20 protein-coding genes are annotated in these 25,885 nt (G+C 51.2%); 13 read left to right on the top strand and 7 right to left on the bottom strand.

Features of this window, described 5'->3' with window-relative positions; genetic code table 11:
- Window positions 1-199 precede the first annotated feature (199 nt).
- The 6 genes from IOQ59_RS00145 to IOQ59_RS00170 are packed head-to-tail and all read left to right on the top strand — an operon-like array spanning window position 200 to window position 9,280.
- A complete protein-coding gene (locus tag IOQ59_RS00145) occupies window positions 200-1,408 on the top strand; it encodes a hypothetical protein (RefSeq protein WP_193951226.1) in 1,209 nt (402 codons plus the stop codon).
- Window positions 1,402-4,905: a tetratricopeptide repeat protein gene (locus tag IOQ59_RS00150; protein ID WP_193951227.1), complete on the top strand. Its 3,504-nt coding sequence runs from the start codon at window positions 1,402-1,404 to the stop codon at window positions 4,903-4,905. Before IOQ59_RS00145 ends, IOQ59_RS00150 begins: the two co-directional genes overlap by 7 nt.
- Window positions 4,905-6,209, top strand: a complete 1,305-nt coding sequence (locus tag IOQ59_RS00155; protein ID WP_193951228.1) for a glycosyltransferase family 2 protein — start codon at window positions 4,905-4,907, stop codon at window positions 6,207-6,209. Before IOQ59_RS00150 ends, IOQ59_RS00155 begins: the two co-directional genes overlap by 1 nt.
- Entirely contained in the window at window positions 6,210-6,392 is a 183-nt protein-coding gene (locus IOQ59_RS00160) for a hypothetical protein (protein WP_193951229.1), read from the top strand.
- Window positions 6,367-8,262, top strand: a complete 1,896-nt coding sequence (locus IOQ59_RS00165) for a polysaccharide deacetylase family protein (RefSeq protein ID WP_228050579.1) — start codon at window positions 6,367-6,369, stop codon at window positions 8,260-8,262. Before IOQ59_RS00160 ends, IOQ59_RS00165 begins: the two co-directional genes overlap by 26 nt.
- Window positions 8,263-8,269: 7 nt before the next feature.
- A complete protein-coding gene (locus IOQ59_RS00170) occupies window positions 8,270-9,280 on the top strand; it encodes a hypothetical protein (protein ID WP_228050580.1) in 1,011 nt (336 codons plus the stop codon).
- A gap of 70 nt (window positions 9,281-9,350) precedes the next feature.
- Here IOQ59_RS00170 and IOQ59_RS00175 read toward each other — a convergent pair whose 3' ends face one another.
- From IOQ59_RS00175 to IOQ59_RS00185, 3 genes are all read right to left on the bottom strand, one after another.
- Entirely contained in the window at window positions 9,351-9,623 is a 273-nt protein-coding gene (locus IOQ59_RS00175) for an oxidative damage protection protein (protein ID WP_193951232.1), read from the bottom strand.
- A gap of 66 nt (window positions 9,624-9,689) precedes the next feature.
- Window positions 9,690-10,745 (bottom strand): A/G-specific adenine glycosylase, encoded by a 1,056-nt coding sequence (gene mutY / locus IOQ59_RS00180; protein WP_193951233.1) that lies wholly within the window; start codon window positions 10,743-10,745, stop codon window positions 9,690-9,692.
- Window positions 10,742-12,886 carry an AsmA family protein gene (locus IOQ59_RS00185; RefSeq protein WP_193951234.1) on the bottom strand — a complete coding sequence of 715 codons (2,145 nt, stop codon included), beginning with the start codon at window positions 12,884-12,886 and terminating at the stop codon, window positions 10,742-10,744. Before IOQ59_RS00185 ends, mutY begins: the two co-directional genes overlap by 4 nt.
- Before the next feature lie 176 nt (window positions 12,887-13,062).
- Between IOQ59_RS00185 and hisB the strand changes: the two genes are divergently transcribed.
- The 6 genes from hisB to IOQ59_RS00215 all read left to right on the top strand — a co-directional run bounded on the left by hisB (window position 13,063) and on the right by IOQ59_RS00215 (window position 19,828).
- Window positions 13,063-13,656, top strand: a complete 594-nt coding sequence (gene hisB, locus IOQ59_RS00190; protein ID WP_193951235.1) for an imidazoleglycerol-phosphate dehydratase HisB — start codon at window positions 13,063-13,065, stop codon at window positions 13,654-13,656.
- 3 nt (window positions 13,657-13,659) lie between these two features.
- Window positions 13,660-14,301 carry an imidazole glycerol phosphate synthase subunit HisH gene (gene hisH / locus IOQ59_RS00195; protein ID WP_193951236.1) on the top strand — a complete coding sequence of 214 codons (642 nt, stop codon included), beginning with the start codon at window positions 13,660-13,662 and terminating at the stop codon, window positions 14,299-14,301.
- Between the two features lie 87 nt (window positions 14,302-14,388).
- Window positions 14,389-15,162, top strand: a complete 774-nt coding sequence (hisF, locus tag IOQ59_RS00200) for an imidazole glycerol phosphate synthase subunit HisF (protein WP_193951237.1) — start codon at window positions 14,389-14,391, stop codon at window positions 15,160-15,162.
- 108 nt (window positions 15,163-15,270) lie between these two features.
- Window positions 15,271-16,302, top strand: a complete 1,032-nt coding sequence (locus IOQ59_RS00205) for an efflux RND transporter periplasmic adaptor subunit (protein ID WP_193951238.1) — start codon at window positions 15,271-15,273, stop codon at window positions 16,300-16,302.
- Entirely contained in the window at window positions 16,280-19,393 is a 3,114-nt protein-coding gene (locus IOQ59_RS00210) for an efflux RND transporter permease subunit (RefSeq protein WP_193951239.1), read from the top strand. The genes IOQ59_RS00205 and IOQ59_RS00210 overlap by 23 nt, the downstream gene beginning before the upstream one ends.
- Window positions 19,394-19,510: 117 nt before the next feature.
- Window positions 19,511-19,828 carry a hypothetical protein gene (locus IOQ59_RS00215; RefSeq protein ID WP_193951240.1) on the top strand — a complete coding sequence of 106 codons (318 nt, stop codon included), beginning with the start codon at window positions 19,511-19,513 and terminating at the stop codon, window positions 19,826-19,828.
- A 73-nt stretch (window positions 19,829-19,901) separates the two neighbouring features.
- On the opposite strand, the gene IOQ59_RS00220 is transcribed toward IOQ59_RS00215, so the two are convergent.
- From IOQ59_RS00220 to elbB, 4 genes are read right to left on the bottom strand one after another with little or no spacing between them, the layout of a single operon-like run.
- Complete coding sequence (locus IOQ59_RS00220; RefSeq protein WP_193951241.1) at window positions 19,902-20,828, bottom strand: hypothetical protein; 927 nt, start codon at window positions 20,826-20,828, stop codon at window positions 19,902-19,904.
- Window positions 20,815-22,962 (bottom strand): putative bifunctional diguanylate cyclase/phosphodiesterase, encoded by a 2,148-nt coding sequence (locus tag IOQ59_RS00225; protein WP_193951242.1) that lies wholly within the window; start codon window positions 22,960-22,962, stop codon window positions 20,815-20,817. The genes IOQ59_RS00220 and IOQ59_RS00225 overlap by 14 nt, the downstream gene beginning before the upstream one ends.
- Entirely contained in the window at window positions 22,959-23,855 is an 897-nt protein-coding gene (locus IOQ59_RS00230; protein ID WP_228050581.1) for a phosphate/phosphite/phosphonate ABC transporter substrate-binding protein, read from the bottom strand. The genes IOQ59_RS00225 and IOQ59_RS00230 overlap by 4 nt, the downstream gene beginning before the upstream one ends.
- Window positions 23,856-23,900: 45 nt before the next feature.
- Entirely contained in the window at window positions 23,901-24,554 is a 654-nt protein-coding gene (elbB, locus tag IOQ59_RS00235) for an isoprenoid biosynthesis glyoxalase ElbB (protein WP_193951244.1), read from the bottom strand.
- A gap of 320 nt (window positions 24,555-24,874) precedes the next feature.
- On the opposite strand from elbB, the gene hemB reads away from it, so the two are divergent.
- A complete protein-coding gene (gene hemB, locus IOQ59_RS00240; RefSeq protein WP_193951245.1) occupies window positions 24,875-25,885 on the top strand; it encodes a porphobilinogen synthase in 1,011 nt (336 codons plus the stop codon).

Genomic DNA, 25,885 nt, shown 5'->3' on the forward strand with positions numbered 1-25,885 from the left:
CATATCAGGGCCATATATTCAGCTTCAGGTTTTATTATTCATGGTACAGCAGCAAACCCTAGGAAATACGGACAGTTGTATAGTGACAGGGGAGAGGCACAGTGGGAAGTTAACGCTAGTGCTAACCTTATTAAAGAGCGCTGAGTGTTTGCGCCCTGTCTTAATTACTCCATTTGAGAAAGAAACTAACAGCCGGAAAATGGATCAGACCCGCATCTTGGCGTCCAGCTTTTCAGGTTGTGAATCTTTTGAAATCTTATATGTGAAACCGGATTGGCGCTTACGTAAGCGTGATCTTGGGTTTAATTATCTTATTGATGATCTTCAGCAGGCCGTCGAACATGTACCCGGAGATGCGATCATCCTGCATCGGATAGAAGAGTTTTTCGAAGTGCAGGATCGCATTCATATTGAACTCTTTATCAGTGCCGTGACCAGTGCCGCTAAGCAGGTGGGGAAAAAGCTCTTTATAACCCTGCAACATGATGAGGCGCATCAGCTCTATCTGGAACAAGTTGAACGCTATGTCGATTTGGAGCTGTTGGTGGAGAAACCCGTCAATGGCATCGATACTCGGGAGGTAACGGTGCTTTACTCCTCGTTGCCGGTACAACAATCGAATTTTTCACTGGTGCGCAAAGCACTTGGGCATTTTGCTCTGCAAACTTCGGCGGATATGTCGACCGAAGAGTCGGTTGATAGCGGAAAGATATTGTTGATTTCGCAAGATACCGCATTGGTCAATAATTTGACTTATCTTCTGCGAGACAGCGATTTTAGTTTGAAAGTGATTGCGCCGAGTGTGGCTGAGATCGTACACCAGCTAATTTCTCGTCCAGAACTGATTATCTTCGCCGCAGCTGAATCAGAAACAGCTGAGCTGATGCGAATTGCGCGTGACAATCATCTTAAGGTTCTGCGTATTAGCACCGAGGGTTACGTGCGTAAGCTTGACCGTTTGCAGGCTTCACAGAAGGGGTATCTGGATCTGCTGGAGAGAAACTTCTATCTGGAAGACTTCGTTCTGGTGGTGGAGCGGGCACTGCGGACACGAATTTACGATACGAGTTTCAGCGAGTTACCAGAAGAAACCCCGTACTTAGATTGTAAACGAGGCTTCTTTGAGCGTGTACAAACGTTTGTGGATAACGGTCTCTGCTTCAGCATCTTCAGCTTCCGTACACCGGGAATAACGTGTCTGGAAAATGCACAAGTATTGGCCGGGCGGCCCTATGACATGGTGTGTTATGACGAATACAGTCATACCCTGAAGTTTTTTGCGGCTAATCTGTTGGCACATAACGCTGCACTAGTGGAACGTAAAGTGCTGGCTTCAGATCCAGACGCAGAATTGCTGGCGATTCAGGAGGCGCATGAGTTTCGGGCCGGGATCCCGGTCGAATGCTGAAGCATTGGCTGTATATCGTGTTGTTGAGTCTGTTGCCTTGTCCGGCGATGGCAGTGGAGATTGATGCTGCTTCTCTTGAGCAGGCGGTGGCGGCAGATCCAGAAGACCTGCGTGCCAGATTGGTATTAGGTCGCTATTACCTGATGGCTGGAGAGTTTGAAAAAGCCAGAGGGCAGCTTGAAGCTGTTGCAACACTAGACCCGGACTTGCCGTTGACAGCACGACTAACGCGTCAGCTTGATGGAATCCATGAGTTTTCGGATGCTCTTACCCAAATAGATCTTGCTAACCCATATGATCAGACGCGTCTTGAACACGTGGTTAACCGCTTGTACAGCGCGCAGGCATATGAGCAGCTAGACACTCTGCTGGATTGGCTCAAGGCGTATGACTTTAAACTTCCCGTCAGCGTGCGTGAAATTTATGTACAGCGGTTGCTGGACCACAATCGTGTGGATCAGGCGCTAAACCTACTGGAACAAGCCTCTGGAAATGAACGTAGCCCTCTACTCCTGAGGTTACGCGCTAAGGCATGTCATCGTCTGGAACGGATTGATTGTGCTGTCCACGCATACGGACAAGTCTGGAACGCTGAGCGTCAGCTTGACGATGGTTTGCAACTTCTGGCGCTGTTGGTCGAGAAAAAAGACCGCAATAAAGCCCAAATATTGCTGCAGCAGATGCAGCCGCAATGGCCTGATCATAAGCGCATAGCCGAGTTGAAGGTGGCACTGGATCAGCAAGAACAGGACAGCCAACGTGATCTTGAAAGTGCCTTTCATCTGAGCCCAGGGGATATCACATTACGTGCACTGGTTTCGTCGTTGTACAACAACAGTCAGCGTGAAATGGCGATTGAAGTACTTGATCGATATCTGGCGGAGTTTACCCCTGACAACGATACCCGTTATTTTGCTGCCGAGCGCTACGCTTGGGAAACTCAATACGAAAAAGCACTGACGTTGCTTAGCGATATTCAACCCAACACGGAAAAGGTTCAGTTACTTCGGGCGCGTATACACGCCTGGCGAGGCGAGCTGGATATTGCAAAGCCGCAGCTACGTCATCTCATCGACACGGCCCGCAATCGGGAGATTTTGTTGCAGAGTCGCATGATGATGGGGTTCAGCTATTACTGGGGAGGCGACTTAGCAACAGCTGTTACTTACTTCGACCCGCTGATGAAAATTGACAGTTCAACATTGGATTATCCTGCCATGGAGGAAGTCATCCTCTTGGGAAACAGGGACTACGACCGACTGATTGAGCTTTACGAAGCCCGCCTGTTGCAGCAGCCGGACAGCACAGATCTTATGCTGCAATTGGCTAATCTGTTTGAACAAAAGAAAGCCTATTCACAAGCACAGGATTATTACGAAGGTTATCTGAAGCTGCGACCGGATGATCATGCGGTTCGCAAGAGGCTGGGTTTGTTGTATATCGAGCACCACGAATATGTTCGTGGTTTTCTGCATCTTGAGCGGCATGCATTCCAGCAATACAGTGCCGATAGCTTATTCCAGCTGGCTCAACAGTATTATTGGTCCCGTCGTTACGCTGACGCGAAGCGGATTCTCGATCAGTTGACTCATCAGTTTCCAGATGACAAGCGGTCGAAAAAACTTGGAGAGCAGATCCAGAAGGAAGAGAAGGGGGCTCCGCTCGCGAAAAATATCCGTGATCCCCATCAGCTGGAGCTGGCAAGGAAAGCCTTCGAAGCGGACGATTTCAGAAGTGCTTCAGCTCAGCTTAGCGAGTACCTCCAGCAGTACCCCGCGGATATGGAGGCACACTATCTGTATGCCTTCACGTTGGCTCAACAGGGTCAGCATACCGTGGCGGCCAGTGAGTTCTATATCGTCAGTCGCTCTTATATGAACAGCGATGAAGTGTCCTATCACTATGGCTATAACCTGTCGCGTAGCGGTAACTACCGTGCCGCCCGGACAGTGCTGAAGAAACTTGCGCTGAAGTTACGAGAGACTCTTGAGCCGTCGTTGCAGCCTGTCCCGGATGAGCTGCAGGCATTTATAGAGAGTTGGCAGCACAGCTGGCAGGCACGAGATTTTTCTGCGTATAGCAAGCACTATGCTCCGGTATATCGTGAGAATGCTCGCTGGATACAACACAAGTCCGGCTTATTGAGCCGAAACAAGGATATTCAGGTTGTACTCAGTGAGCTGGGCGTAGTGAAAGGCGCATCCTATGGTGATGGCGGTATGCGTTATCTGGTGCGCTTTGTGCAGGATTATCGATCTGACAGGTTGAGCGATAAAGGCTTAAAACACCTGTTAGTTGATTGTGGCAGCAAGCCTGAAACAGAAGTTAACTGTTTGATTCAAAAAGAAAGCTGGAAAACTCTTCCTGACTCTGAAAAGAGTGCGGAGGAACAAGCGTATAAGCAGGAATTGTTGAAGCAGGTTGAACAAGAGCTGGAACGATTAGAAGTGGCCGCTCTGGAAAAGTCACCTCAGGATACGGTTGTGAACACTATCTACTTCGGTGAAGGTGTCGGCAAAGTGCTAAAGCCGGAAGGGGAAGTGTTATCCAGACGTGTTGCCGTTAAAGTACCCTCTCATCCAACAGCACAGTTTGGCTTGCTAGCTCGGGACCTGGAAGCAAAGCGAGTGCCGGATGAGGGCATTGAAACGCAGGAACAGTTTGCTTTTCGGTATCGTACGTTTAGTGACTCGGATGACGTGGAATATCGACGTCCGGAGGTATCTGTGCAAAAAAAGTGGCGTGACTATCAGCTGCAGGCCGCTCTGGCTGCGGTTGAATTTCGTCAGCCGCAGTGCCGTAACGAACGAGGCTTTCAGTTGGATCTGAACGGCCGTCGCAATGAAATTACGGTTGGGGCTCGTTTGGATAACATGCGGGATCAACTGCATCTGATGCCTTATTTGCGCTATCAGACTCAGGCAGAGGGTGTGTTTACAACCTGGTCAATGGATTATAGCTCGCTGTTTTTTGACAAACTCAGCTGTGCTTCGCTGGATCGTGAGCTGACGCGTTTGCAGCTTACGTTTAATCAATACCGGGCGTTGGGCCAGAAGCGCTCACTCTGGTATGCGTTCGCATTGGGACGTGTCAGCGATGACAATATTGAAACCATCGGCCAGTATGACTACGCATTTTATAAAGGTGAGACGGAACGGCTGGATTACGCCGCCGCACTTAACGGTTGGTATATCTGGAACAGCCAGCCAACCGATGATTATTATTCACCGGATTTCTACGATTCTAGCCGCGTGCGTCTCGAAGCAACGTTGGATTTGGGTAAGGAACTGGACCTGATTGCTAACTCCAGTGCCGGTTACACCTTCACCGAGAAGCGTGCCCTGTATGACTACGGGCTCTGGCTAAAGTATCCGATGGAGGAACGTGGCGTTGACGCGCGTGTGGGCTGTCAAAAAAGTAACTCTGGACGGACAGCACAAGCGAACAGAGCTTATCGCAGTACGAATTGTACGGCGTCACTGGAGTACCAGTGGTGATGAAGGGAGTACTCTTTCTGGCCTTTATTGCCCTGCTGGCAGGGTTGTCGATTTTCTCAGTGATCGAACTGCATAGTCTCTATTTCGCCATGCATTCGTTTATCGGCGAGCTGGGCGTGGTGATGCTGCTGATTTTTACGTTACTGATTACTTTGCGTTATCTTGGTTTGATGCTGTTCTCCATGCTGAACAACATCCGCCGTACGGCGCGCAGGCATAAGCCGAATCGTGACTATCCTAAGGTGTCGATCATTGTTCCGGCTTATAACGAAGACGTAGTCATTCAGAAATCGCTAATCTCCATCATGGAGCAAACATATCCGCGACTTGAGATTATTGTGGTAGATGATGGATCTGCCGATGCGACCTTCGTTAAAGCTAAGCAGTTGGAATACGACAACGGAGTATCGTCGCTAAAAGTACTCCGCAAACCCAACGGCGGTAAGGCGAAAGCGCTCAATTATGGTATGGAGCATAGTAGCGGCGAATTGATCATGGTGGTGGATGCGGATTCGAAACTATCTGACGATGCGATAGAGCGGATGGTGCCCTACTTTGATGATATACGTGTAGCGGCAGTGGCGGGGTCGGTGTACGTAAGCAACCGCATCAATACCCTGACTCGCCTGCAGGCACTGGAATATATCGAAGGCCTTAATATGGCGCGAAACGGGCAGGCATTTTTTAAGCTTGTATCGATTATTCCAGGTCCGATCGGCGTATTCCGCAAAACCGCTCTGCAAGAGGTCGGGGGGTACGATAGCGATACCTTTGCTGAGGATGCTGACCTGACCTTAAAGCTGATCGCAGCAGGTTACCGTATCGACTTCGAACCGGAGGCGTTTGCCTATACCGAGGCGCCGGACAGTCTGCTTGATCTGCTCAAACAGCGTTACCGCTGGACCCGGGGTATTCTTCAGTCGTTGGCAAAGCATAAGAGCATGATGTTGCACGTTATGCGCCGACCAAAGATCTCTCTGGTACTCTGGTATATGTTTTTTGAATCGATACTCTGGCCATTTATGGATGTGCTGGGGGCTTTGTTTTTCATTTATGTCTCATACACATCCGGTACCAGTGCCTTTATATTTTATTGGTGGCTGCTGTTCACTTTGCTGGATCTTGCCGGGGCGTTGTACTGTGTGTTGACTACACGTGAGAGTCTGTCTCTGACCTGGTACGCCATTTTCTACCGGCTCTACTTTATCTCTGTGATCAATGTGTCGAAGATCTTTGCGACGATCGAAGAGTGGATGAATCTAAAAATGGATTGGGGAAAGCTCAACCGGAAGGGGAACCTGTAGATGGATTTAATCGCATTTATGTCGATGGTGATCCTGATCATCACCATTTTGACGTTGTCATTCGGCGTAGTCGCCTATTTCCTTTACAAGCTGCGCGAGAAGCGTGCTAAAAAGCAACAACAAGTGACGTACGAAGAATTGAGAGAAGAGAGCGGTGATGACTTCATCTTCTTTGAAAAGTGAGCTAGGGGAAATGATGCGTTTCAACGCTTCCAAGTTATATAGCGCAGGTATTATATTTTTCTTTGCGGTGCTGACCATGAGCAGTGCGTTGGTAACCTACCAGCTCTATGTAAACTATTATCCACAGGCGGGCGCTGGTGGCAGCGGTGCTTTGGGTGGTAGTGAAGGTGGTTCAACGCTCTACTTTTTACGTTCAGAAGATACGTTGTCAAAGCTGAATAGTCTGGGGCTTGCGGATTACAATTACATTGATCGTCTTAACACGCTGGCCGATGGATATCGGGCCGCAGGTTTTGAGGTGAAATATGTTGTTGAACGAGAGATAGCCAGTCTACCAACGAATGCGGCACTGTTTGCGTTCGATACGGTTAATCTTTCAGATACGTCGATTGCCACTATCAACACGTTTTTGCGTGATGGCGGTTACCTGTTCTTCAACTACCACTTTGGCTTCCACGATGGCGAAACCTACCGTGCTAACGCGGCGATCAAAGAGATCACAGGGTTAGAATATTCATCAAAAGCCTCCTACGTTGATACTGAAGATCTTCTATTCATATCGCCTAAAATTCTGTCGCCGTTGAGCCAGCGGATCTATCCGAAGGGGCACAAGATCGGGGTTGAACTCTATGACCCATTACCGGTGTTTGTCTCCAAGACACTGACCCCCGATGCTATTTCTACCAACTGGGCGGGCACTGCCCCACTAGTGGTCACTGAGAACGACGTTGAGCAGGAGCTGACGTATGAGGAGTCTGGTGTGCTTTGGCATGGTCGGTATGGGAAAGGTAACTGGGTTTACAGTTCGCTGCCTTCATATAGCTTGTTTTCAGCTCCAGAAACTCCCGCTAAGTTGACCCAGCTAATGCAAGGTATTGCACAAGCGGCCACAGAACCTCTGCCGGTGGTGCCTTATCCCTATTTGGATAAGGACAAAGTGGTATTCGTTTCTGAAGATACAGAATATAAATTTGAATCCTTTCAAGGCTTTATCAATGCAGCCAATCGCTACCGGGTGCCGGTTACCGCATTCCTGGTTGCAGAGCTGGCCGAACAGTTTCCAGAGATGGTGAGAGAGGCTGCTCGCAGCCCTTATATTGAACTGGGGTCCCACAGTTACACTCACAAGAAAATCACGGAGACGGGCGAGGCAAATATCGTCAATGAGACGAAAGGATCTAAAACGCTGATCGATAAGATAGCCAACGATGACATCATGGGGTTTCGTCCGCCGCGTGAAGAGATCGATGAGCAGATGAACAGTATTCTTTCCGGTGCGAACTTCCGTTATGTATTGGAGAAGCGTAAAGACTACAAATACCCGACGATCGAGAGCATGGAAGCACCTTTATACGTTATTCCACGAAGCGGTACTGATGATTACCAGTATCTGGTCAATCTGGATTGGGATGCTGACGCTATTTTGCAGCGAATGATTGAGGAAACCGAGATAATCACTTACATGGATGGGTTATATAGCCTCAGTATTCACACTCATCTGATGGCCTATAAAAAGAATATCAAAATTGTGGAAAGGTACTTTGAGTATCTGAATACTCAGCCGCAGCTAACGCCCATGACTGGAATTGATATTGTTACCCGCGCCCGACAGGCGAAACAGATTCGCTACGAGGTGACCCCAACCCGTAAAAACTTCCTGATCCGGGTGAGTAATGACAACGGTGAATCAGTTGAGCGCCTGATTTTCCGTGCATATTGGCCGCAGGGTAAGGTGCTGGGTGAGATCACTGCAGAACTGGTTGGTGCTGAGATCGACTACGCTCACAATGTTGAACAGGGGTATACAGAAGTAACGGTGCACCACCTCAGTCCGAAGTCTGCTCTGAGTTTAATCGCTTCCTATGAATAAGAATCTCTTGAACAGGCTACATCGTTGGTTGGTGGTCTGTTCGACCATCATGATGGTCTCGATGCCGGTTGAGGCACGTTTCTATCTGGGTGTGGGGGGATATGAGGTTTGCACCGCAGAGAATCAGCTCACCGCTTACCGTGATAATTGTCCACAGGCACATGTACCGGTTACGGATCTTTTACCGGTGTTGGCTCCAAATACCAATGCAGTCTCGATCTGGATAAACCGGGACTGGCAGGAAGACTGGTATAGCGCCGAGGATATCCAGCACAAGTATATCGATCGTGGATACACACCAGTGTTCATTTTTTACTGGTTTGCCGACGACATCAGTCCTGAATTCGTAGAAACGAACCGCGAAGCCTATCTCAAGGACCTGCAACGCTTCACCACGTTCATTCAACAGATTGATGGCGAAAAGCTGGTTATTCTAAACCCGGAATTTAACCAAAACGGTATTGGTGCATATGCTCCGTTTAATGATCTGCTGATTGAGAGTATGCAGATGGTGCGTCAGGCACCGGATACAAAGGTGAGCTTTTGTGTTGGGGACTTCGGAGACTACAGCTATGTCCGTGATCTGCAAAACTGGAAGACGTTTCATCCCAGTATAGTGAGAGCGGCGCAAGAAGCTGATTTTATAAGCTTTCAGGAGATGCGTGCCGTGACCCGAAATTCTGTGCAGGGGCTAGATCAAACGCCATACCGTGCACTGGAGTTTGCGCGGTATCTACACGAGACCTACAACAAACCGACGTTTTTTGCGTATCTGGCACTATCGAGTTACGGATCTGAGGGCGAGGATGTGCAGGAAGCTGTGTACAAGCAATTCTCTGCGTTACTGCCGATCTTTAAACAGCAAGCAGACCTGATTGGATTTAACAGTTTCCACCTGTTGGACGTGCCTTATCATCAGGGCTATTTCAAAGAAGCGGAAAAGCATTTCGGTTTGATGGATCAGCGCGGGCGAGAGAAAGGGGCGATGGAAGCATTTCGTCGCCTAAATACGAACTGAACTGCTGCTAGACTCAGATAGCAAAACGCCGGAGTTCTTAAGACCCCGGCGTTTATCCGTGCTACAGGTATTACTTAGACGGTGGTACGTAACCTTCCGCTTTTTCGTAATCTTCACCGGCCATGAACTTTTCCATTTCCTGCGTCAGAAATTCACGCGTTTTTGGGTCCATCATGCTCAGGTGTTTTTCATTGATCAGCATGGTCTGGTGATCAGTCCACTCCTGCCATGCTTTTTTGGAAACGTTGTCGTAGATATCCTGACCTTTAGCGCCGGGATAAGGGGCGCGTTCCAGCCCTTCCAGCTCTTCTTGGTATTTACGACAGAATACGGTACGGCTCATCAGAGATCTCCAGAATACAAAATCGGTGCGTATACAAAATCAGTATGGGTCAGGACCTGACCGGAATTAAGACAATCCCGGTGACGGCAGCTTTTGCAGTAGCTTCTTAACGGGTGCTGCGAGGCCCACACTTTGTGGTTGCTCTAAGTTATACCAGAGCAGCGGCGAGCCTTCCATGACACATTCTGTAGGGCTTTTCAGTCTTGCCAGCACCGGTGTGATGTCCAGATGGAAGTGACTGAAGGTGTGACGCAGGGGAGCCAGAGCTTCAGCGCTGTCTGCGTCGATCTCCAACCCCGTTTCACCGTGGCTGTCTCGCAAGTCCTGTACCTGCGGGAAACTCCACAGGCCACCCCATAGGCCGCTTGGCGGGCGCTGGTAGAGTAATACCTCTCCCGCATCGTTGCGGATCATCAGCATTAAGGTCTGTTTAACCGGAATAACTTTTTTAGGTCGTGGTGCCGGAAGTTTATCGGTCTTACCTTGCGCGAAGGCACTGCACTGGGGTTGCAGCGGGCAGAGCAGGCAGCTGGGTTTACTGCGGGTGCAGAGTGTTGCGCCCAGATCCATCATCGCCTGTGTGTAATCACCGACGCGTGCATCGGGCGTATTACGTTCAGCGTATTGCCACAACTCCTTTTGCACTGCGGTGGTGCCGGACCAGCCTTCAACCGCATAGAAGCGAGCGAGCACCCGTTTTACGTTGCCATCAAGAATGGCTGCACGTTTACCGGTGGAGATCGATAGCACGGCACCGGCCGTTGAGCGGCCTATACCGGGCAGATCTTCCAGTGCCTCGACAGACTGCGGAAACTCGCCGTTGTATTCACTGACGACTCGCTGTGCGGCTTTGTGCAGGTTACGGGCGCGGGCGTAGTATCCGAGCCCGGTCCAGAGATGTAAGACCTCGTCCTGCTCGGCTTCCGCCAGCGACTGCACATCAGGGAAACGTTCTATAAAGCGCTGGAAGTAGGGGATCACTGTTGCAACCTGAGTTTGTTGCAACATGATCTCGGAAATCCAGGTGTGGTAAGCGGTCTTATTCGCCTGCCAGGGCAGGTCATGACGGCCGTGCTGATCAAACCAGTCCAGTACGGCCGTTGAGAAGTGCTCAGGTGTCATCGACCAAACAGTCCTTTCAACAGTTTTTGGCCTTCCTCTCCGCCTAATTTTTCGCCTAGCTTCTCCTTCAGCTTGTCTTTCTGCTCATCTACCTTAGCTTTTACTTTCGCCTTTGCTTTAGCTTCAAAGATGTTCTTGAAGACTGCCAGGTCTGGTTTGCATAGCTTGGCCGGATCAGTGTCGAATCCACCTTTACAGTCAACCGGGAACTCAACGCCTTCCAGGCTATCCGGAATGGAACAGGTCTCCTTAAACAGGTTCTGTTCGATGGTCAGGCCAACGCGGTAATCCAGACTCTCTTTTGGCAGATTCACTTTACCTTTGCCATTCAGAACCATCGCATCCAGCGCTGCTTTCAGATCTGGATTATTCACCACACCGTTGACGATTTTGGTGCTGGCGCTCAGATTGGCAAACGGCGTGGATTTATCCACTTCCTGTGTATTGATCCCCAGTGACTTCACGGTATTCAGACCCTGACACACGGTCTGGGCCATATCGATACCTTTCAGTTCGCCATCTTTCATCTGCACGTTGGTTGTGCCGTTCAGACTATGCACGATGTCATATACGGAGCGACCGCGGGCGGTGATGTTTGCCTGAGAGTTCAGCGCGCCGGTCAACGCGTCGGTATCTGCCGCCGCTTTCAGCATGTCGCCAACCTGAATACCTTTGATGTCTTTCTTCACGGCGATACGGATCGGTGTTTTACGCACATCCAGTGTCGCGCTGTTGCGCAGTGTGCCCTGATACATATCGGCGTTGATCTTGCTCGCTTTGATCAGGCCGTTGTGAGCGCTCACTACCAGGTCGATATTCTGGATATCCAGCTTGCTGACATGCAGTTTGCCCAAGCCCAGAGCCGCATCGATGTTCAGACCTTTCAGTGGCTCAACCGGGATGATCTTCTCTTTAGAGTAACGCTCGCCCGTGCTGGCCTGCTGTGCTTCAGCTGGCTGCTCTTTCGCCGGAGGCATGTAACGATCAGCATTCAGGCTGTCACCTTTCAGCGTTAGCTTGATGCCGCCACTGGCCAGATTAAAGGCTGCGTTACCCTTAAACGTGGTGTCGTCCAGTTTTAGGGTCAGAGCCTTAGCAGTGACTGTGTTCGCCGGTCCGCCCAACTCAGTCGACAAACTGATCGCCTTCAGAACATCGGGATCGGTAGTTTCAATCGCAGGCTGCCCCAGAGTCCCCAACAGTTTCTGCAGATCAAAAGGTGCAACATTAACCGCACCGCTGATTGCCGGTTTAGCAAAATCGTTCACGGCCAGTTTGCCGCTCAATGCCAGATTGGCGATCGCGACTTTCAGATTTTCCAGCGTGATAGCCTGCTTTGCTGCATCGGCAGTAATATCGGCCGCTAACGTCAGCGTCAGCGGTTTACCGCCGGTTGCTTCACCCTGAACGGTAATGGAACTGTTCAGCTTCTTCGCCCAGTACTGCTGTTTGGTGAGGTTAAAGCGGACATCACTATCGAGTTTGGAGCTAACCGTCATCGCCGGTTGGGCAGAACCATTTGCGTACTGTTCGGCGCTGAAGCTGAGGGTCAGCGGGAAAACCGCATCATCCTGTACCTTACCGGTGGTCAGGTTGAGGTCTTTCACCAAGGCTTTGCTGCCTGCCTTTTTGTCTTCGAAACTCAGGTTGCCGTTGGTCACGGCGATGCTGTCGATATCCAGAGCAATGGCGGTTCCGCCTGCGGTTTCTGCAGCATTGGGTTGCTCGGTTGACGTGTCGGCTTTATCAGAGGAGCCGGCGGGTGCCCAGTTGTTACTGCTGCCGTCCTGCACCAGATTAAGATTCAGGCCGTCAACCACAACGCTGCTCATCTGTACCTGACCGCTCAACAGAGCAGGGATACGCACCGATACCTGTGCTTTGTTCAGCGTGGCGAGCTGGGGTTGGTTTGGATATTTAACGCTGATTTGGCCGATCTCAAGCCCGAGCCAAGGAAAGACAGACCAACCAATGTCGCCACCAATATCTAGTTCGACACCGCCTTTTTCAAGCGCGACTTTTTCGATCTCGCCTTTGTATTCATTCGGGTCAAAGAAAATACCCAGAATGGCACCGCCCGCGACGATCAGTACGATCACCAGCGCAACGAGGCCTGCCACAAGTTTCATCAGCGTTTTCATGAATGCCTCCTTGGCACAGTCGTATAAGTCGCATGTTAAACAGAAGGAGAAGGACTGTCATGCGTTTGACTGTGACGTTTTTGCAGATCTTGGGTTTCAGCATAGATGCAGAAGATCGGCATCGGCGGGGATTGGTTGTATAATGGTCGTTTTTTACGAACATCTCGGAGAGCAACATGGCTGAGCGTCGCGCCACGGTATCCCGTGACACGCTGGAAACCCAGATCACAGTATCCATCAACCTGGACGGAACCGGCGAATTTAAGGCCGATACGGGTGTCCCGTTTCTGGAACATATGATGGATCAGATCGCCCGTCATGGTCTGATCGATCTTGAGGTGAACGCCAAGGGCGATACTCACATCGATGATCACCATACGGTAGAAGATATCGGTATCACTTTGGGTCAGGCCTTTAAACAGGCTGTTGGCGATAAAAAAGGGATCGTCCGTTACGGCCATGCGTATGTGCCGCTGGATGAAGCTCTGTCTCGTGTGGTTATCGATTTCTCCGGTCGTCCGGGCCTCGATTTCAAATGTGATTTCACCCGCGCCACCATTGGCCGTCTGGATACCCAGCTGTTTTGGGAGTTCTTCCAGGGCTTCGTTAATCACGCTGGTGTGACCCTGCATATCGACAACATCAAAGGGTTTAACGCGCACCATCAGGCGGAAACCATCTTTAAAGCGTTTGGTCGCGCACTGCGTATGGCGTTGGAGATCGATTGCCGCGCCGCAAACATGATGCCTTCTACCAAAGGAACTCTGTAAGCGATGGCAACCGTTGCAGTAATTGATTATGGCATGGGCAACCTGCACTCTGTTTCCAAAGCACTGGAACACGTAGCGCCGGGTGTTGAAGTAATTGTCACTGCCGATCCGGAAAAAGTCCGTAACGCTGATCGAGTGATCCTGCCGGGTGTCGGTGCGATCCGTGATTGTATGGCTGAAATTCGTCGTTTGGGTGTGGACAAAGAGGTGGCTGAAGCGATCGCTTCGGGTAAACCTTTCCTTGGCATCTGCGTCGGTTATCAGGCGTTGATGCAGTCCTCCGAAGAAAACGGCGGCGTAGAGTGCCTGTCTCACTTTGATGGTGAGGTGAAGTACTTTGGCGATGATCTGTCAGAAGACGGTGAGCGCCTGAAAGTGCCTCATATGGGTTGGAATGAGGTCTATCACAACGATCACCCGCTGTGGGAAGGGATCGAAGACGGTAGCCGTTTCTACTTTGTACACAGCTATCACGTACAGGTTGAGCAACGTGATTTGGTTGCAGCCACCTGCCGTTACGGTGTGGACTTTGATGTGGCAATTGCACGTGATAACGCCTTTGCGGTGCAGTTCCATCCGGAGAAAAGCTCCAAAGTGGGTCTGCAGCTGCTGAAAAACTTCCTCAATTGGGATGGCAAACTGTAAAACCATTCAGGTTTACAGTGTTCTAAATGATTGCGCCAGTCTGGTTCTTTTCAGTGACCAGACTGGCAATACAGAATAGGTAACAACATGGCTCTGGCAAAACGTATTATCCCTTGTCTGGACGTGGAAAATGGTCGCGTCGTAAAGGGTGTACAGTTTTTAGATATCCGCGACGCCGGTGATCCGGTTGAAGTTGCAAAGCGCTATGACGAACAGGGCGCGGATGAGATCACTTTCCTTGATATCACCGCTACCCACGAAGGTCGCGACACCATGGTTCACACCGTGGAGAAAATGGCCTCGCAGGTATTTATCCCACTGACTGTTGGCGGCGGCATCCGTACCTGTGACGATATCCGCACCATGCTTAATGCCGGTGCAGACAAAGTCTCCATCAACAGTGCTGCAGTTTTTAACCCGGAATTCGTGCGCGAAGCTGCTGATCGTTTTGGCTCCCAGTGCATCGTGGTTGCCATCGATGCCAAAAAAGTCAGCCAGCCGGGCAAAGAAGACAAATGGGAGATCTTCACCCACGGCGGTCGCAAGCCAACCGGTCTGGACGCGGTTGAATGGGCGAAGAAAATGGTTGATCTGGGTGCAGGTGAAATCTTGCTGACCTCCATGGATCAGGATGGCGTTAAGAACGGCTATGACCTCGGCGTAACCCGTGCGATCAGCGAAGCCGTTAACGTACCGGTTATCGCTTCCGGTGGTGTCGGCAATCTGGATCATCTGGTTGAAGGTTGCATCAAGGGGAAAGCGGATGCTGTACTAGCGGCCTCTATTTTCCACTTCAACGAATACACCGTCCCTGAAGCCAAGCAGTACATGCGTGACAAAGGTATCGAAGTGCGCCTGTAATCTGTACTGTTAAGATCCAATTAAAACCGCTGCCGGGAAACCCGCAGCGGTTTTTTTATGTCAGACGTTTGTAGTAGAGTCGAAGTCTACTTTGCTGAAGGAACAGTTATGAAGTCCGGTGTTTCTATCCCCATTTTCCTTATGTCTTTGCTCATGGCGTTGTCTGTGCAAGCGACGTCTGTACGTACGTCGACGGTAGCTGAGCTGGCGTTTTTTGTGGAGCAGAGTGCTCCGGCGAAGGTGGTCAATTATGATCACAGTTTGCTCAGTGCGCAGATTGAAGGCAGGGTGCTGGAGGTGCCTGTGCGGGTGGGGGATCAGGTTGCGGAAGGGCAAACGCTGGTGCGTCTGGAATGCAGCGATTACGAGTACATCCGCACGCAGGCTTCATCCGCAGTGGCGGCGCTGGATGCGCGTTTGCAACTGGCGCGGCAGCAGCTCAATCGGGCGGAAAGGTTGCTTAAGCAACGTAATGCATCGCAAGAGTTACGTGATCAGCGTCGTGCGGAATTAAGCGCATTGCAGGCGGAACGCAGGAGTGCTGAGGCGGCGGTGAGTAACGCTAAGTTGAAAGTGTCCCGCTGTGAAATTAAGGCTCCGTTTGCCGGTACGGTGACGGAGCGGCCTGTGATGCTTGGCAGTCTGGCATCTGTAGGAACACCATTGGTGAAGGTGTTGAGTGGGACTCAACCGGAAGTCTCCTCCCAAGTGCCCGCAGCTATGTTGGCCTCGTTGCAGCAGGCCTCTGTTCTCTATCTGCTGAGCGATAAGACTAGTTACCCGCTGGAAGTCAGGGTGCAGCTGCCGTTGGTGAATTCCAGTACCCGTACGCGTGAGGTGCGTCTGAACTTTACTGAACGGGCTGCGTTGACGGGTACGAGTGGCCGCCTTGTCTGGCGGAGTCGGGGTGTACAGATACCGGCGCAGTATGCGGTGAAGCGTAACAACGTCTTAGGTCTGATGATTTGGCTGCAGGGTGTTGTGCAGTTCTTGCCTTTGCCGGATGCATTGGAAGGTCAGGCGCTTCAGGTTGATCTGCCTGCTGACGCGCAGGTGATCATCGAAGGTCAACATGGCGTACAGAATGGTGATCGCGTAGAACGTTTGGAGCAGGCTGATGCTGCAACGACTGCTGAATAATCATGTACTGGCCAACCTGACCTTTGCGTTGGTGTTGGTGATCGGTTTTATCGCCTACAACATGCTGCCCCGCCAGCAAGATCCCACTATCAACTTCAACTGGATTGCGATCACTACGATTCTGCCCGGTGCATCGGCGCAGGATGTGGAGCAGCGGGTGACGTTGCCGTTGGAAGATGCGATCCGAAATATCCCGGACATGCGCTTTGTTTCATCCAACTCGCGTGAAAACGTATCCAGCTTGCTGGTGCGTTTTGAGGATATTGATGAGGATACCTTTGATAAACACCTGACAGATCTGCGGCGTGAAATTCAGAATGCTGAAAGCGAGTTGCCTAATGCAGCGCTGGATTCCTATGTTCTGGAGTTGACCAGTTCCAGCTCTTTCCCCAGCGCAACGCTGGCTGTCGTCGCTTCAGAAGATGGTGAAAACCTGCGCGTGCAGGCGCGTAATATCGAAAAAGATCTGGAGAAGCTAAAAGGCGTTGATCGGGTCGACCCCGTGGGGTTGGATGAACCCGAGATTCAGGTGAACTTTGATCCACAGCTGACGCAGGCGTTGGGGATCAGTCCGGTGCAGTTGGCGGATACGGTCCGTCAGTGGTTTCAGGATATCAGCGCCGGTAGCGTGAACGTGGGTCAGCAAGCATGGCTGGTCAGGCTGGCTGGACGGGATGCCGATCCCGATGCGGTGAAAAAGCTACCGTTGGTGGGGATGAACGGTGAGATCGAGCTGGACCGTGTGGCCGAAGTGACCTGGGGGCGAGAGAAAGCCCGGCAGGATGCCAGTGTAGATGGGCGTCCGGCGATCGTGATGCCAATCATGAAGAAAGACAACGCCAACACCATTGAGCTGGTTGGCCGAATCAAAACCTACATCGATCAGCGCAATCAGTTAAAGGATGTGACCGGTGTGGAGTTGGTGTTGATCGACGATCAGACCACCATGACCGAACAGGCGATCAGCCTGATGCAGAATAATGCACTGATTGGTTTGATGTTGGTGTTGGCGGTTGCCTGGTTATTTCTCGGCGCGCGGATTGCGATTCTGACGGCGATTGGTATCCCGTTCATTCTGGCCGGGACCTTCTGGGTGCTGTGGATGACGGGGGAGACCCTCAACGTTACAGTCCTGCTGGGCGTGGTGATTGTGCTGGGGATGCTGGTGGATGATGCCGTTGTGGTGGTGGAAGCAATCTACTATCGGTTACAGAAGGGCGAGAAGCCGCTGGATGCGGCCATTTCTGCATTAGGTGAAGTGGGGCGGCCGGTGACCACGGCAGTGCTGACCACGATGGCGGCGTTCCTGCCGCTGATGCTGCTGCCGGGCATCATGGGCGACTTTATGCGTGTGATCCCGATGGTGGTGACCATCGCCTTGGCGATCAGTCTGATCGAAGCGTTTTGGATGTTGCCGGCACATGTTGTCGTCGCAAAAATCAGTTTTGAGAAGCCGACCCGCTCCCAGCGTCTGCGTGAAAACCTGACACGCAAGGTGCAGATCTTCTACATCCGTTTTCTGATCAAAGCGATCCGTCGACCGCTGATTACACTGTTGCTGATCTTGCTGTTCTGTATGTCAGCCTTCAGCCTGCTGGTGACCGGCAAGATCAAGATGGATTACTTTGCCTCTGATCCGTTGCGGATCTTCTACGTCAATGTGGAAATGCCGGCCGGTACTCCATTGCAGCAGAGTCTGGCAAAAGTGCAGGAGATCGAAGCACAGGTACGTCAGCATCTGAACGATGAAGATGTGCGCGCCGTGACGGTGTATGCCGGTCAGATGTTTACCGAAACCGAACCGTTTTTTGGTGAGCATTACGGACAGGTGTTGGTGGGGCTGAAACCGAAAACGCCTGAAAATCGCTCCGTTGATAATCTGATCGACGCGATGCGGGCTGATGTAAATGCGGTACCGGGGCCGATGAACACCTCTTTCCTGCGGTTGGCTGGTGGGCCGCCTACCTCTAAACCGATCAGCGTAAAAGTGCGCGGCGATGAGTACGCCGAGATTCGTGCAGCGGCGGATGCACTCAAAGGTTTTCTGGTAACACAGAGTGATATTACCGATATCACCGACGATGCCGGTGGTGGCCGCCTGACACTGAATATGTCACCGAACTACGATGCGATCACCCGCGCTGGTTTGATGCCGTCCGATGTGATGCGTTCGGTGCAACTGCTGGTGGATGGCGAGATCGTCGCTGACATGCAGCATGAAGGGGAAAAGGTTGAAGTGCGTGTGCGCGCAAAACCGGTCCCTCTGGCTGAGATCGATCAGTTGCTACAGGCGCAGATTCCAACCCCCGCCGGTGAGCTGGTTTCCCTGTCCGAACTGGTCCATTTCCAGCGTGACAGCAGCCTCGGCAATATTCGGCACTATAACTTCCGTCGGGCGATTACCGTCGAAGCGGATATTGTCGAGGGTGGGATGGATACCGTGACCGCCAATCAGCTGTTGTTGGATGAATGGGATCGGATCTATCGTCAGCGTTTCCCCAATATCGATCTGGATATGACCGGTGAGCTGGATGATATTCAGGAGAGTATCGACTCTATCGGTGTCTTGTTCCTGTTTGGCCTGGGGCTGATGTATCTGATATTGGGAACGCAGTTCAGCAGTTATTGGCAACCGTTGATGATATTGGTGACGGTCCCGATGGCGTTTACCGGGGTGTTGATTGGCTTGCTGATCACCCAGAATCCGCTGAGCCTGTTTACCTTGTATGGCATCGTGGCCTTGGCGGGAATCGCTGTTAATGCTGCGATTGTGCTGATATCTGCAGCCAACGCGCGTCTGGATGCCGGCATGAGTTTGTTGCACTCAACGCTTTATGCGGCCCGTCGTCGAGTGATTCCAATTCTGATCACCTCACTGACGACGATTGCAGGGTTATTCTCGCTCGCAACAGGGTTGGGTGGGCATTCTCTGATTTGGGGGCCGGTGGCGACTGCAATTGTGAGTGGTCTGGTGTTCTCCACCGTGCTGACGTTGATTGTGGTGCCGGTTTTATACCGTTTGAGTATGGCGCGGGCTGCCCGAGCAAAACACGCGCTGCGAACAGCTGAGCTGAATCAAGCATCGTTGTGATTTCTTTCAGCCGCCGTGTGTTTTAGTGGATTTGGTCTACGCTGGCATAAGTTATGTGTGCACTCATCCTGGTCTATAGGTTTGAGTGCCGTTCTGAGCAATGCCGGGAGAGGCTGTATGGATATGGAAAACAATCGTCTGCTGATGCAGTTGGATAAATACCGCCGTGAGATAAATCGTGAAGTGCTGAACCCGGAAATACCGGATCTGGCGCTGGAAGATCTGAAACCGATGCTGGGTATGGTCGCCAGTGCACGAGTGCAGTACATCTCTGAGCTGCTTGAAATTGCGAAGCTGTCAGGTGATAGCCTGCCGACACCGGAACAGATTCGGCAACTGAAAGTCTGCCGTGAAACTTATGATGAGTTGGTGGCTGCCGCAAACGCGCTGGAGGCTGTTATCCAGCGTGGTTATCTGGACGTGAAAAGTAGCTGAAGGTTTGCCGACGCAGGGACGACGCAGGGACGTAGTATCGCTCCCTGCGAAAACCTGTCTGATGAGCGGTTGCTTAAAACTCGTAGCTGAGTTCCAGGTTATAGCGCCGTTCACCTTGATCACCACCGTTAAGGTGTTGCTCTATAGCGAACTCCATTTCGAAGCCGGGCATCGGTGCTTCATACTCAAGCTTGACCTGAGCGATCCAACGCTCATCGTCGTCCCAGACCCAGTCCTTTTCGTCATCGGCGCGTTCTGCGTCCAGCTCTCTCTGCCAATAGGGCCCGGTGGTGAGTTCCCAGCCGTCCAGTGGTGTTATCCAACTGAGAAACAGACCCGCTTCGTACTGCTGTTCCATTTCAGCTTCTTGGATTTTGTCGCGTGTATCATCGTGCCAGAGATTCAGGCGTTCCTGCTTATATTCCACGAACGGGTGCAGATAGATGCCCGGCCAGTGGGTAGAATATTCACCTTCAGCTTTTACCGACCACTCGTACCCCTTTAGATCGCCGCTGCGGGCTTTGGCGTCTTCGTGGAGTTGATTCGCGCCGTAGGATACGTGCAAATAGCGGTCATAGCGTGCTTTCAGTAACCAGCGATCCGCGCCCAAAATCCGACCCGTGTCGTAACGCAGGCCCAGCCCGGCATAAGTGATCCGTTCAAACTCGGTACGGGTTTTGTCTTTTTTCAGGCTGCCATCGTCTTTCAGCTGTAAGTCTTTGTCTTTGGTGTGCTTAAACAGGTGACCAACACGCCCGATATATTCGAGCTCAGGCAGTGTGCTTTCAACGGTGTAGGTAAGCAGGGTTTCCAACTGAGTTTTACGTTTCTGCTTAACTTTACGTTTATCAAAGTCTCCGGCGCTATCGTACGAGGTAATATCGGAGCCTGAACCGTCGGTATATTTTAGGTCGGTTTTAAGCTCCCATTGTCCAGCGGTCGCCGTTGAGGTGAGCAGACAGGCACTGCATAACAGCAACAGTGTGTCAGAGTGGTTCATGTACGGATTCCTTGTCCAGGATATGGGTAAGTTGTTCTAGCGGTGCAGGCTTGGCAAAGAGATAGCCCTGACCGTAATGACCACCTCGACTTTGCAGAAATTGTTGCTGGATGGTGGTTTCGATCCCTTCTGAGATGGTTTCGATACCCAATGAGTGAGCGAGTGTGATGATGGTTTCTACAACCTGATTCCCTTCTATCTGAGTGATATCTGTGATGAAACTGCGGTCGATTTTCAGGCCATCAATTGGCAGGCTATGGAGATAACTCAAGGATGAGTAGCCGGTGCCAAAGTCATCAATCCAGATATCGGCACCGGTCCCTTTCCAGTTGTAGAGAATATCGGCACAGGACTGAATATTCTCCATCATACTGGTTTCGGTAAGCTCCAGATGCAACGTATGTGCAGGTAACGCGTAGCTGCTAATGATCTGATGGATCTTGTCGCGAATAGATTGTTCCTTCAGTGCGGCACCCGAGATATTCACCGACAATTTAAAGCAAGGTCGGCGAGGCAATAGGTGATTCGTCAGGTCCTTACAGGCTCTCTCCAGTGTCCATAACGTGAGAGGCAGAATCAGGTCAGTTTTTTCGATCAGTGGAATAAAGCTATCCGGTGGAATGTTGCCTTTTTCCGGATGGTGCCAGCGGATCAATGCTTCGGCTCCCAGTATCTCGCCTGACTGAAGGTCAACAATAGGCTGATATGCCAGATGCAGATCGTTACGTGCCATCGCATCGCGCACCCCCTGCTGTATCAACATCTTGCTGATCACTGCGGTGTTCATATCGGGCTTGAAGAAGCGATGGCGTTTACGGCCGGAGTGTTTGGCCGCATACATGGCAATATCCGCTTGTTTGAGCAGTTCGGTGACGGTGCTGCCGTGTTCAGGGAAAAGCGTAATGCCTACGCTGGCGGAGACGTTATAGCGGCGGTCTTCGATGGTGAAACTGTTGTCGAGCCGATCGGCGATCTGCGTGGCTATACGATCGATCTGCTGCAGGTCGGCATATGCGGGTAACAACAAAACAAATTCATCGCCGCCAAGGCGCGAGAGAAGGAGGCTTTCAGGCACCGGGAAATCGAGTTCGTCGGCTAACGAAGCAACCAGATTGCTCAGGCGATGCGCAGCCTGAATCAATAGTTTGTCTCCCACCTCATGCCCGGCAACATCGTTCACTTGCTTAAAGTGGTCCAGATCGATAAATAGTACTGCAACATGACTACCGTGGCGCTCAGCCCAGTGAATCAACTTGCTCAGCTCTTCGTTGAACATACGGCGATTGGGTAGCTGGGTGAGCGGATCGTGATAGGCCAGCTGTTCAACCTGCCGCTGTGAGTGGTTGATTGAATCCTTCATCTCTTCCAGTGCTTCGCCCAGAAGTCCGAATTCGTCGTCGCGCTCCAATTGGAAGTGGATCTGCGTTTCACCGCCAGCGTAAGCCCGGCAGCGTTCGGCCAGACGTTTTACGGGCGACAGTAAATGCTGAGAGAGCAGGAAGATGATGGAGGTCGCGACGGCCAGTAGCACCGCGATAATCATCAGCGAGGTCACCAGAATATTGTTACGCAGTTGTTGTCCTTGATTCTCCAGGTCAGTGCTCAGGTTCTGAATATCAGATTCAGCGTCTTTGTAAGTGATAGCCAGTCGGAGCATGGCAAAGGTTGTATCACCGGAGGTAATTGGCTGGGCAATATGAATATAACGCCCGATTTTCTGAGTGTCCTTGGTCTGATCAGCGCTCAGTCCCGGTGGCAAGAATTCGCTGACGGGTAGACCGTAAGTGCGCAACTCAGTAGATCCATCGTGAATGATCAGACCTTGTTGATCATAGATATAGACATAGGGCACGCTACTTTGTTGGGTGAGTGCTTCAAGCTGTTCCTGAATTGCGCTGAAATCAGAGTTATACACAGCCGCATCCAGGTTGTTGGCGACTGTCGTTGCAACCAGCTCCGCATCCCTGATCAGCTGCTGTTCTACGGCTGTTGACAGATGCTGCTGGCCAGAAGCGATTGAGGCTCTGGCATAGTGCTCCAGATAGTAAAGGTTGACCACTAACACGCAGCAGCCAACAAACGCTGTCATTGCCGCAAGTAGGACGCCATAACGGGTTGCGAGCGAGTGCTTCATTCAGGCCATGTCCTGCTGGTGGCGTATATATCTTCCAGCAGTTGGGGAACTTCGGGAGTCAGCACTTCAAAACCATCGGTCTTTTCATAGCGAGATAACAACTTGCCATGACTTTCCTGCGTCATACTAAGCAGCAGCTTTTTTAAAGCCGTGGCACGTTCTTCTGACAGTTTGGAGCTGACGAGCTCTAATGCTCGGGGGTAGGGTTCAGAGCGGTAGATGATACGTAATTCGGACTTGAGCTCCTCAGGTACTCGTCCCTTATTCTCCCAGTCACCGTCATTGAGCGCACCGGCTTCAACCAGCCCTTTGTGTACCCACAGGAGGTTGTTTTTTTCGTTCCGACTGAAAAGATAATTGATCTTGTCAGAGGCACGGGGAGCGTTAAACCCCTCTATCTTCGTAGCGGATATGCCCTGCTTGTGGAGAAGAAGACGGGGGAGGTAATAACTGCTGAACGAGTTGTTATGTTCGAAGGCGATTCGTTTACCCAGCAAATCTCCCAGACTGGTTAACTGTGAATCTTTGTGGGTGTAGATCAGTGTCTGATACCGCTTTTGACGTGATTTCCACTTCATCACCAACGGAATAGCATCACCCTCATGTACCAGTACTGATGCGGTATAAGGTGTTTCGGTGACCCAGTGTACCTCTCCGTTTTTGACTGCCTCGGTCAGTTCGTCCAGTTCGGAGAAAAGCCTGACCTCTCCCCGCGTGATGCCTAAAGACTGCAGTTGAGATGCAACATATTTCGCCATTGGACGTAGCTGTTTGAAGTCTTTCTTGGGGCGGTCGCTGAGCTGAGCAAGCACCAGCGTATCAGCGATGGCGGGCGAGGTGTAAATAAGAGCAAGCCCGATTAGTGCCGGTGACAAAAGGCGGTGCAGCATCATAACTTCCTTGGCGTATGCAGTGACATGCTCTTACATATTGTCCGATCAGGCCATTTCAATCACGGCATCGACCAGCTTGTTGATGCCGGTTGCCGCTTCGGTGATCGATTCTGCCAGCATATAGGCTGGGGTCGTCACGACTCTTTTCTCGGTATCGATGATCATTTCATCCACAGGGCAGCTCTGGTGTTGTCCACCCATAGCCTCAATCGCTGCTGCAGTGTCAGTGTCGGTACCGATCGTGCATTGTGTGCCTTCTCCAAACAGCAATGGCGTCATTGCAGGAGCGATACAGATCAGCCCCACCGGTTTGCCCGCTTTGTGAATTTCCCGCGTGAAACGGGCAACCGTTTCATTTATTTCGCACTGGGCGCCGTTAACGGCAAAGTCGCATAAATTCTTCGCTGCACCAAAGCCGCCTGGAATAATCAGAGCGTCGTAATCAGCTGCGTTCACCGTGGACAGATCCAGAATGTCACCTCGTGCCAAACGTGCGGCTTCAACCAGAACATTGCGGCTTTCGCCTTCCGCAACATCGCCTTTAAGGTGATCAATGACGTGTAGTTGTTCGATATCAGGAGCCATGCACTGGTACTGAGCGTTGTTCTGTTCGATACGTAGGAGGGTCAGTACCGACTCGTAGATTTCTGATCCATCAAATACACCACAACCTGAGAGAATAACGGCGATTTTTTTCATACTGAGATCCTTTTCCGTAAACAGAACATATGAATGCTGGCGTTAAGAACGATGCTGAAGCATACCAACTGACAATTCCCGTAGGCTTTGGGCGACAATAAGCTAACTATCAAGCAACAGATTACGTTAAGATTTGTGCAAATACTACGCGCTTTTAGTGACCTTTCGGCCGAATCCGGGAGCGAATTCTACTGGGCGTAACACCGTTATTCATTGCGTCTGGTCAGGTTGTTGAATGAACAACCGTCTTATCAGATCGTGATGTCATATTACTGTCATGATTTTCGAGTCCAATCTCGTGCGAAAGAAGGATGTTGCCCGTGGCCTTTAACAATAGCCAGCGTTTCTACCCCGAGACCCGTATGCGTCGCATGCGAGCTGATGATTTCTCCCGTCGATTGATGCGGGAAAATACACTGACACCGGATGACCTGATCTATCCTATGTTTGTGATTGAAGGGCAGAACGAAACAGAGGTTGTGCCTTCAATGCCGGGTGTCGTGCGAATGAGCATCGACCTGCTGGTAAAAGAAGCGAAAGAGTTAGTGTCTTTGGGTGTACCGGCGATTGCGCTTTTTCCGGTGACGCCACTGGATGTAAAAACTGAATTTGCAGAAGAAGCTTACAACCCGGATGGGTTGGCACAGCGTGCGGTTAAAGCATTGAAAGATGCCTGCCCGGAACTGGGTGTCATGACGGATGTGGCATTGGACCCGTTCACCACACATGGTCAGGACGGCATTATCGACGTGAACGGTTACGTGCTGAATGACCGTACTGTGGATACATTGGTACTGCAGGCACTGTCTCACGCTCAGGCGGGTGCTGATGTGGTTGCGCCAAGTGACATGATGGATGGCCGTATTGGTGCAATACGCAATGAGCTGGAAAGCAATGCCCATGTGAATACCCGAATCATGGCGTATTCTGCTAAGTATGCAAGTGCTTACTACGGACCTTTCCGTGATGCCGTGGGTTCTGCGGGGAATCTGGGTAAAGGTAACAAGTTTGGTTACCAGATGGATCCTGCCAACAGCGACGAAGCGTTGCACGAAGTAGCGATGGATCTGGCTGAGGGTGCAGACATGGTGATGGTGAAGCCGGGTATGCCGTATCTGGATATCGTTCGCCGGGTTAAAGATGAACTGTCTGCGCCGACTTTTGTGTATCAGGTCAGCGGTGAATACGCGATGCATATGGCCGCGTTCCAGAACGGCTGGCTAGACGAAAAGTCGGTCATGATGGAATCCCTGATGGCGTTTAAACGCGCAGGTGCTGATGGCATTCTCACCTATTTTGCCAAGCGTGCAGCACAATTGATGAATGAATAG

Source organism: Pontibacterium sinense (assembly GCF_015209595.1).
GTDB classification, from domain to species: domain Bacteria; phylum Pseudomonadota; class Gammaproteobacteria; order Pseudomonadales; family Balneatricaceae; genus Pontibacterium; species Pontibacterium sinense.

What these genes read in the sequence shown, in the direction of transcription:
- IOQ59_RS00145 (WP_193951226.1), top strand. Translation starts at nt 200, where the DNA reads ATGGATCAGACCCGCATCTTGGCGTCCAGCTTTTCAGGTTGTGAATCT.
- IOQ59_RS00150 (WP_193951227.1), top strand. Translation starts at nt 1,402, where the DNA reads ATGCTGAAGCATTGGCTGTATATCGTGTTGTTGAGTCTGTTGCCTTGT.
- IOQ59_RS00155 (WP_193951228.1), top strand. Translation starts at nt 4,905, where the DNA reads ATGAAGGGAGTACTCTTTCTGGCCTTTATTGCCCTGCTGGCAGGGTTG.
- IOQ59_RS00160 (WP_193951229.1), top strand. Translation starts at nt 6,210, where the DNA reads ATGGATTTAATCGCATTTATGTCGATGGTGATCCTGATCATCACCATT.
- IOQ59_RS00165 (WP_228050579.1), top strand. Translation starts at nt 6,367, where the DNA reads ATGACTTCATCTTCTTTGAAAAGTGAGCTAGGGGAAATGATGCGTTTC.
- IOQ59_RS00175 (WP_193951232.1), bottom strand. Translation starts at nt 9,623, where the DNA reads ATGAGCCGTACCGTATTCTGTCGTAAATACCAAGAAGAGCTGGAAGGG.
- mutY (WP_193951233.1), bottom strand. Translation starts at nt 10,745, where the DNA reads ATGACACCTGAGCACTTCTCAACGGCCGTACTGGACTGGTTTGATCAG.
- IOQ59_RS00185 (WP_193951234.1), bottom strand. Translation starts at nt 12,886, where the DNA reads ATGAAAACGCTGATGAAACTTGTGGCAGGCCTCGTTGCGCTGGTGATC.
- hisB (WP_193951235.1), top strand. Translation starts at nt 13,063, where the DNA reads ATGGCTGAGCGTCGCGCCACGGTATCCCGTGACACGCTGGAAACCCAG.
- hisH (WP_193951236.1), top strand. Translation starts at nt 13,660, where the DNA reads ATGGCAACCGTTGCAGTAATTGATTATGGCATGGGCAACCTGCACTCT.
- hisF (WP_193951237.1), top strand. Translation starts at nt 14,389, where the DNA reads ATGGCTCTGGCAAAACGTATTATCCCTTGTCTGGACGTGGAAAATGGT.
- IOQ59_RS00205 (WP_193951238.1), top strand. Translation starts at nt 15,271, where the DNA reads ATGAAGTCCGGTGTTTCTATCCCCATTTTCCTTATGTCTTTGCTCATG.
- IOQ59_RS00210 (WP_193951239.1), top strand. Translation starts at nt 16,280, where the DNA reads ATGCTGCAACGACTGCTGAATAATCATGTACTGGCCAACCTGACCTTT.
- IOQ59_RS00215 (WP_193951240.1), top strand. Translation starts at nt 19,511, where the DNA reads ATGGATATGGAAAACAATCGTCTGCTGATGCAGTTGGATAAATACCGC.
- IOQ59_RS00220 (WP_193951241.1), bottom strand. Translation starts at nt 20,828, where the DNA reads ATGAACCACTCTGACACACTGTTGCTGTTATGCAGTGCCTGTCTGCTC.
- IOQ59_RS00225 (WP_193951242.1), bottom strand. Translation starts at nt 22,962, where the DNA reads ATGAAGCACTCGCTCGCAACCCGTTATGGCGTCCTACTTGCGGCAATG.
- IOQ59_RS00230 (WP_228050581.1), bottom strand. Translation starts at nt 23,855, where the DNA reads ATGATGCTGCACCGCCTTTTGTCACCGGCACTAATCGGGCTTGCTCTT.
- elbB (WP_193951244.1), bottom strand. Translation starts at nt 24,554, where the DNA reads ATGAAAAAAATCGCCGTTATTCTCTCAGGTTGTGGTGTATTTGATGGA.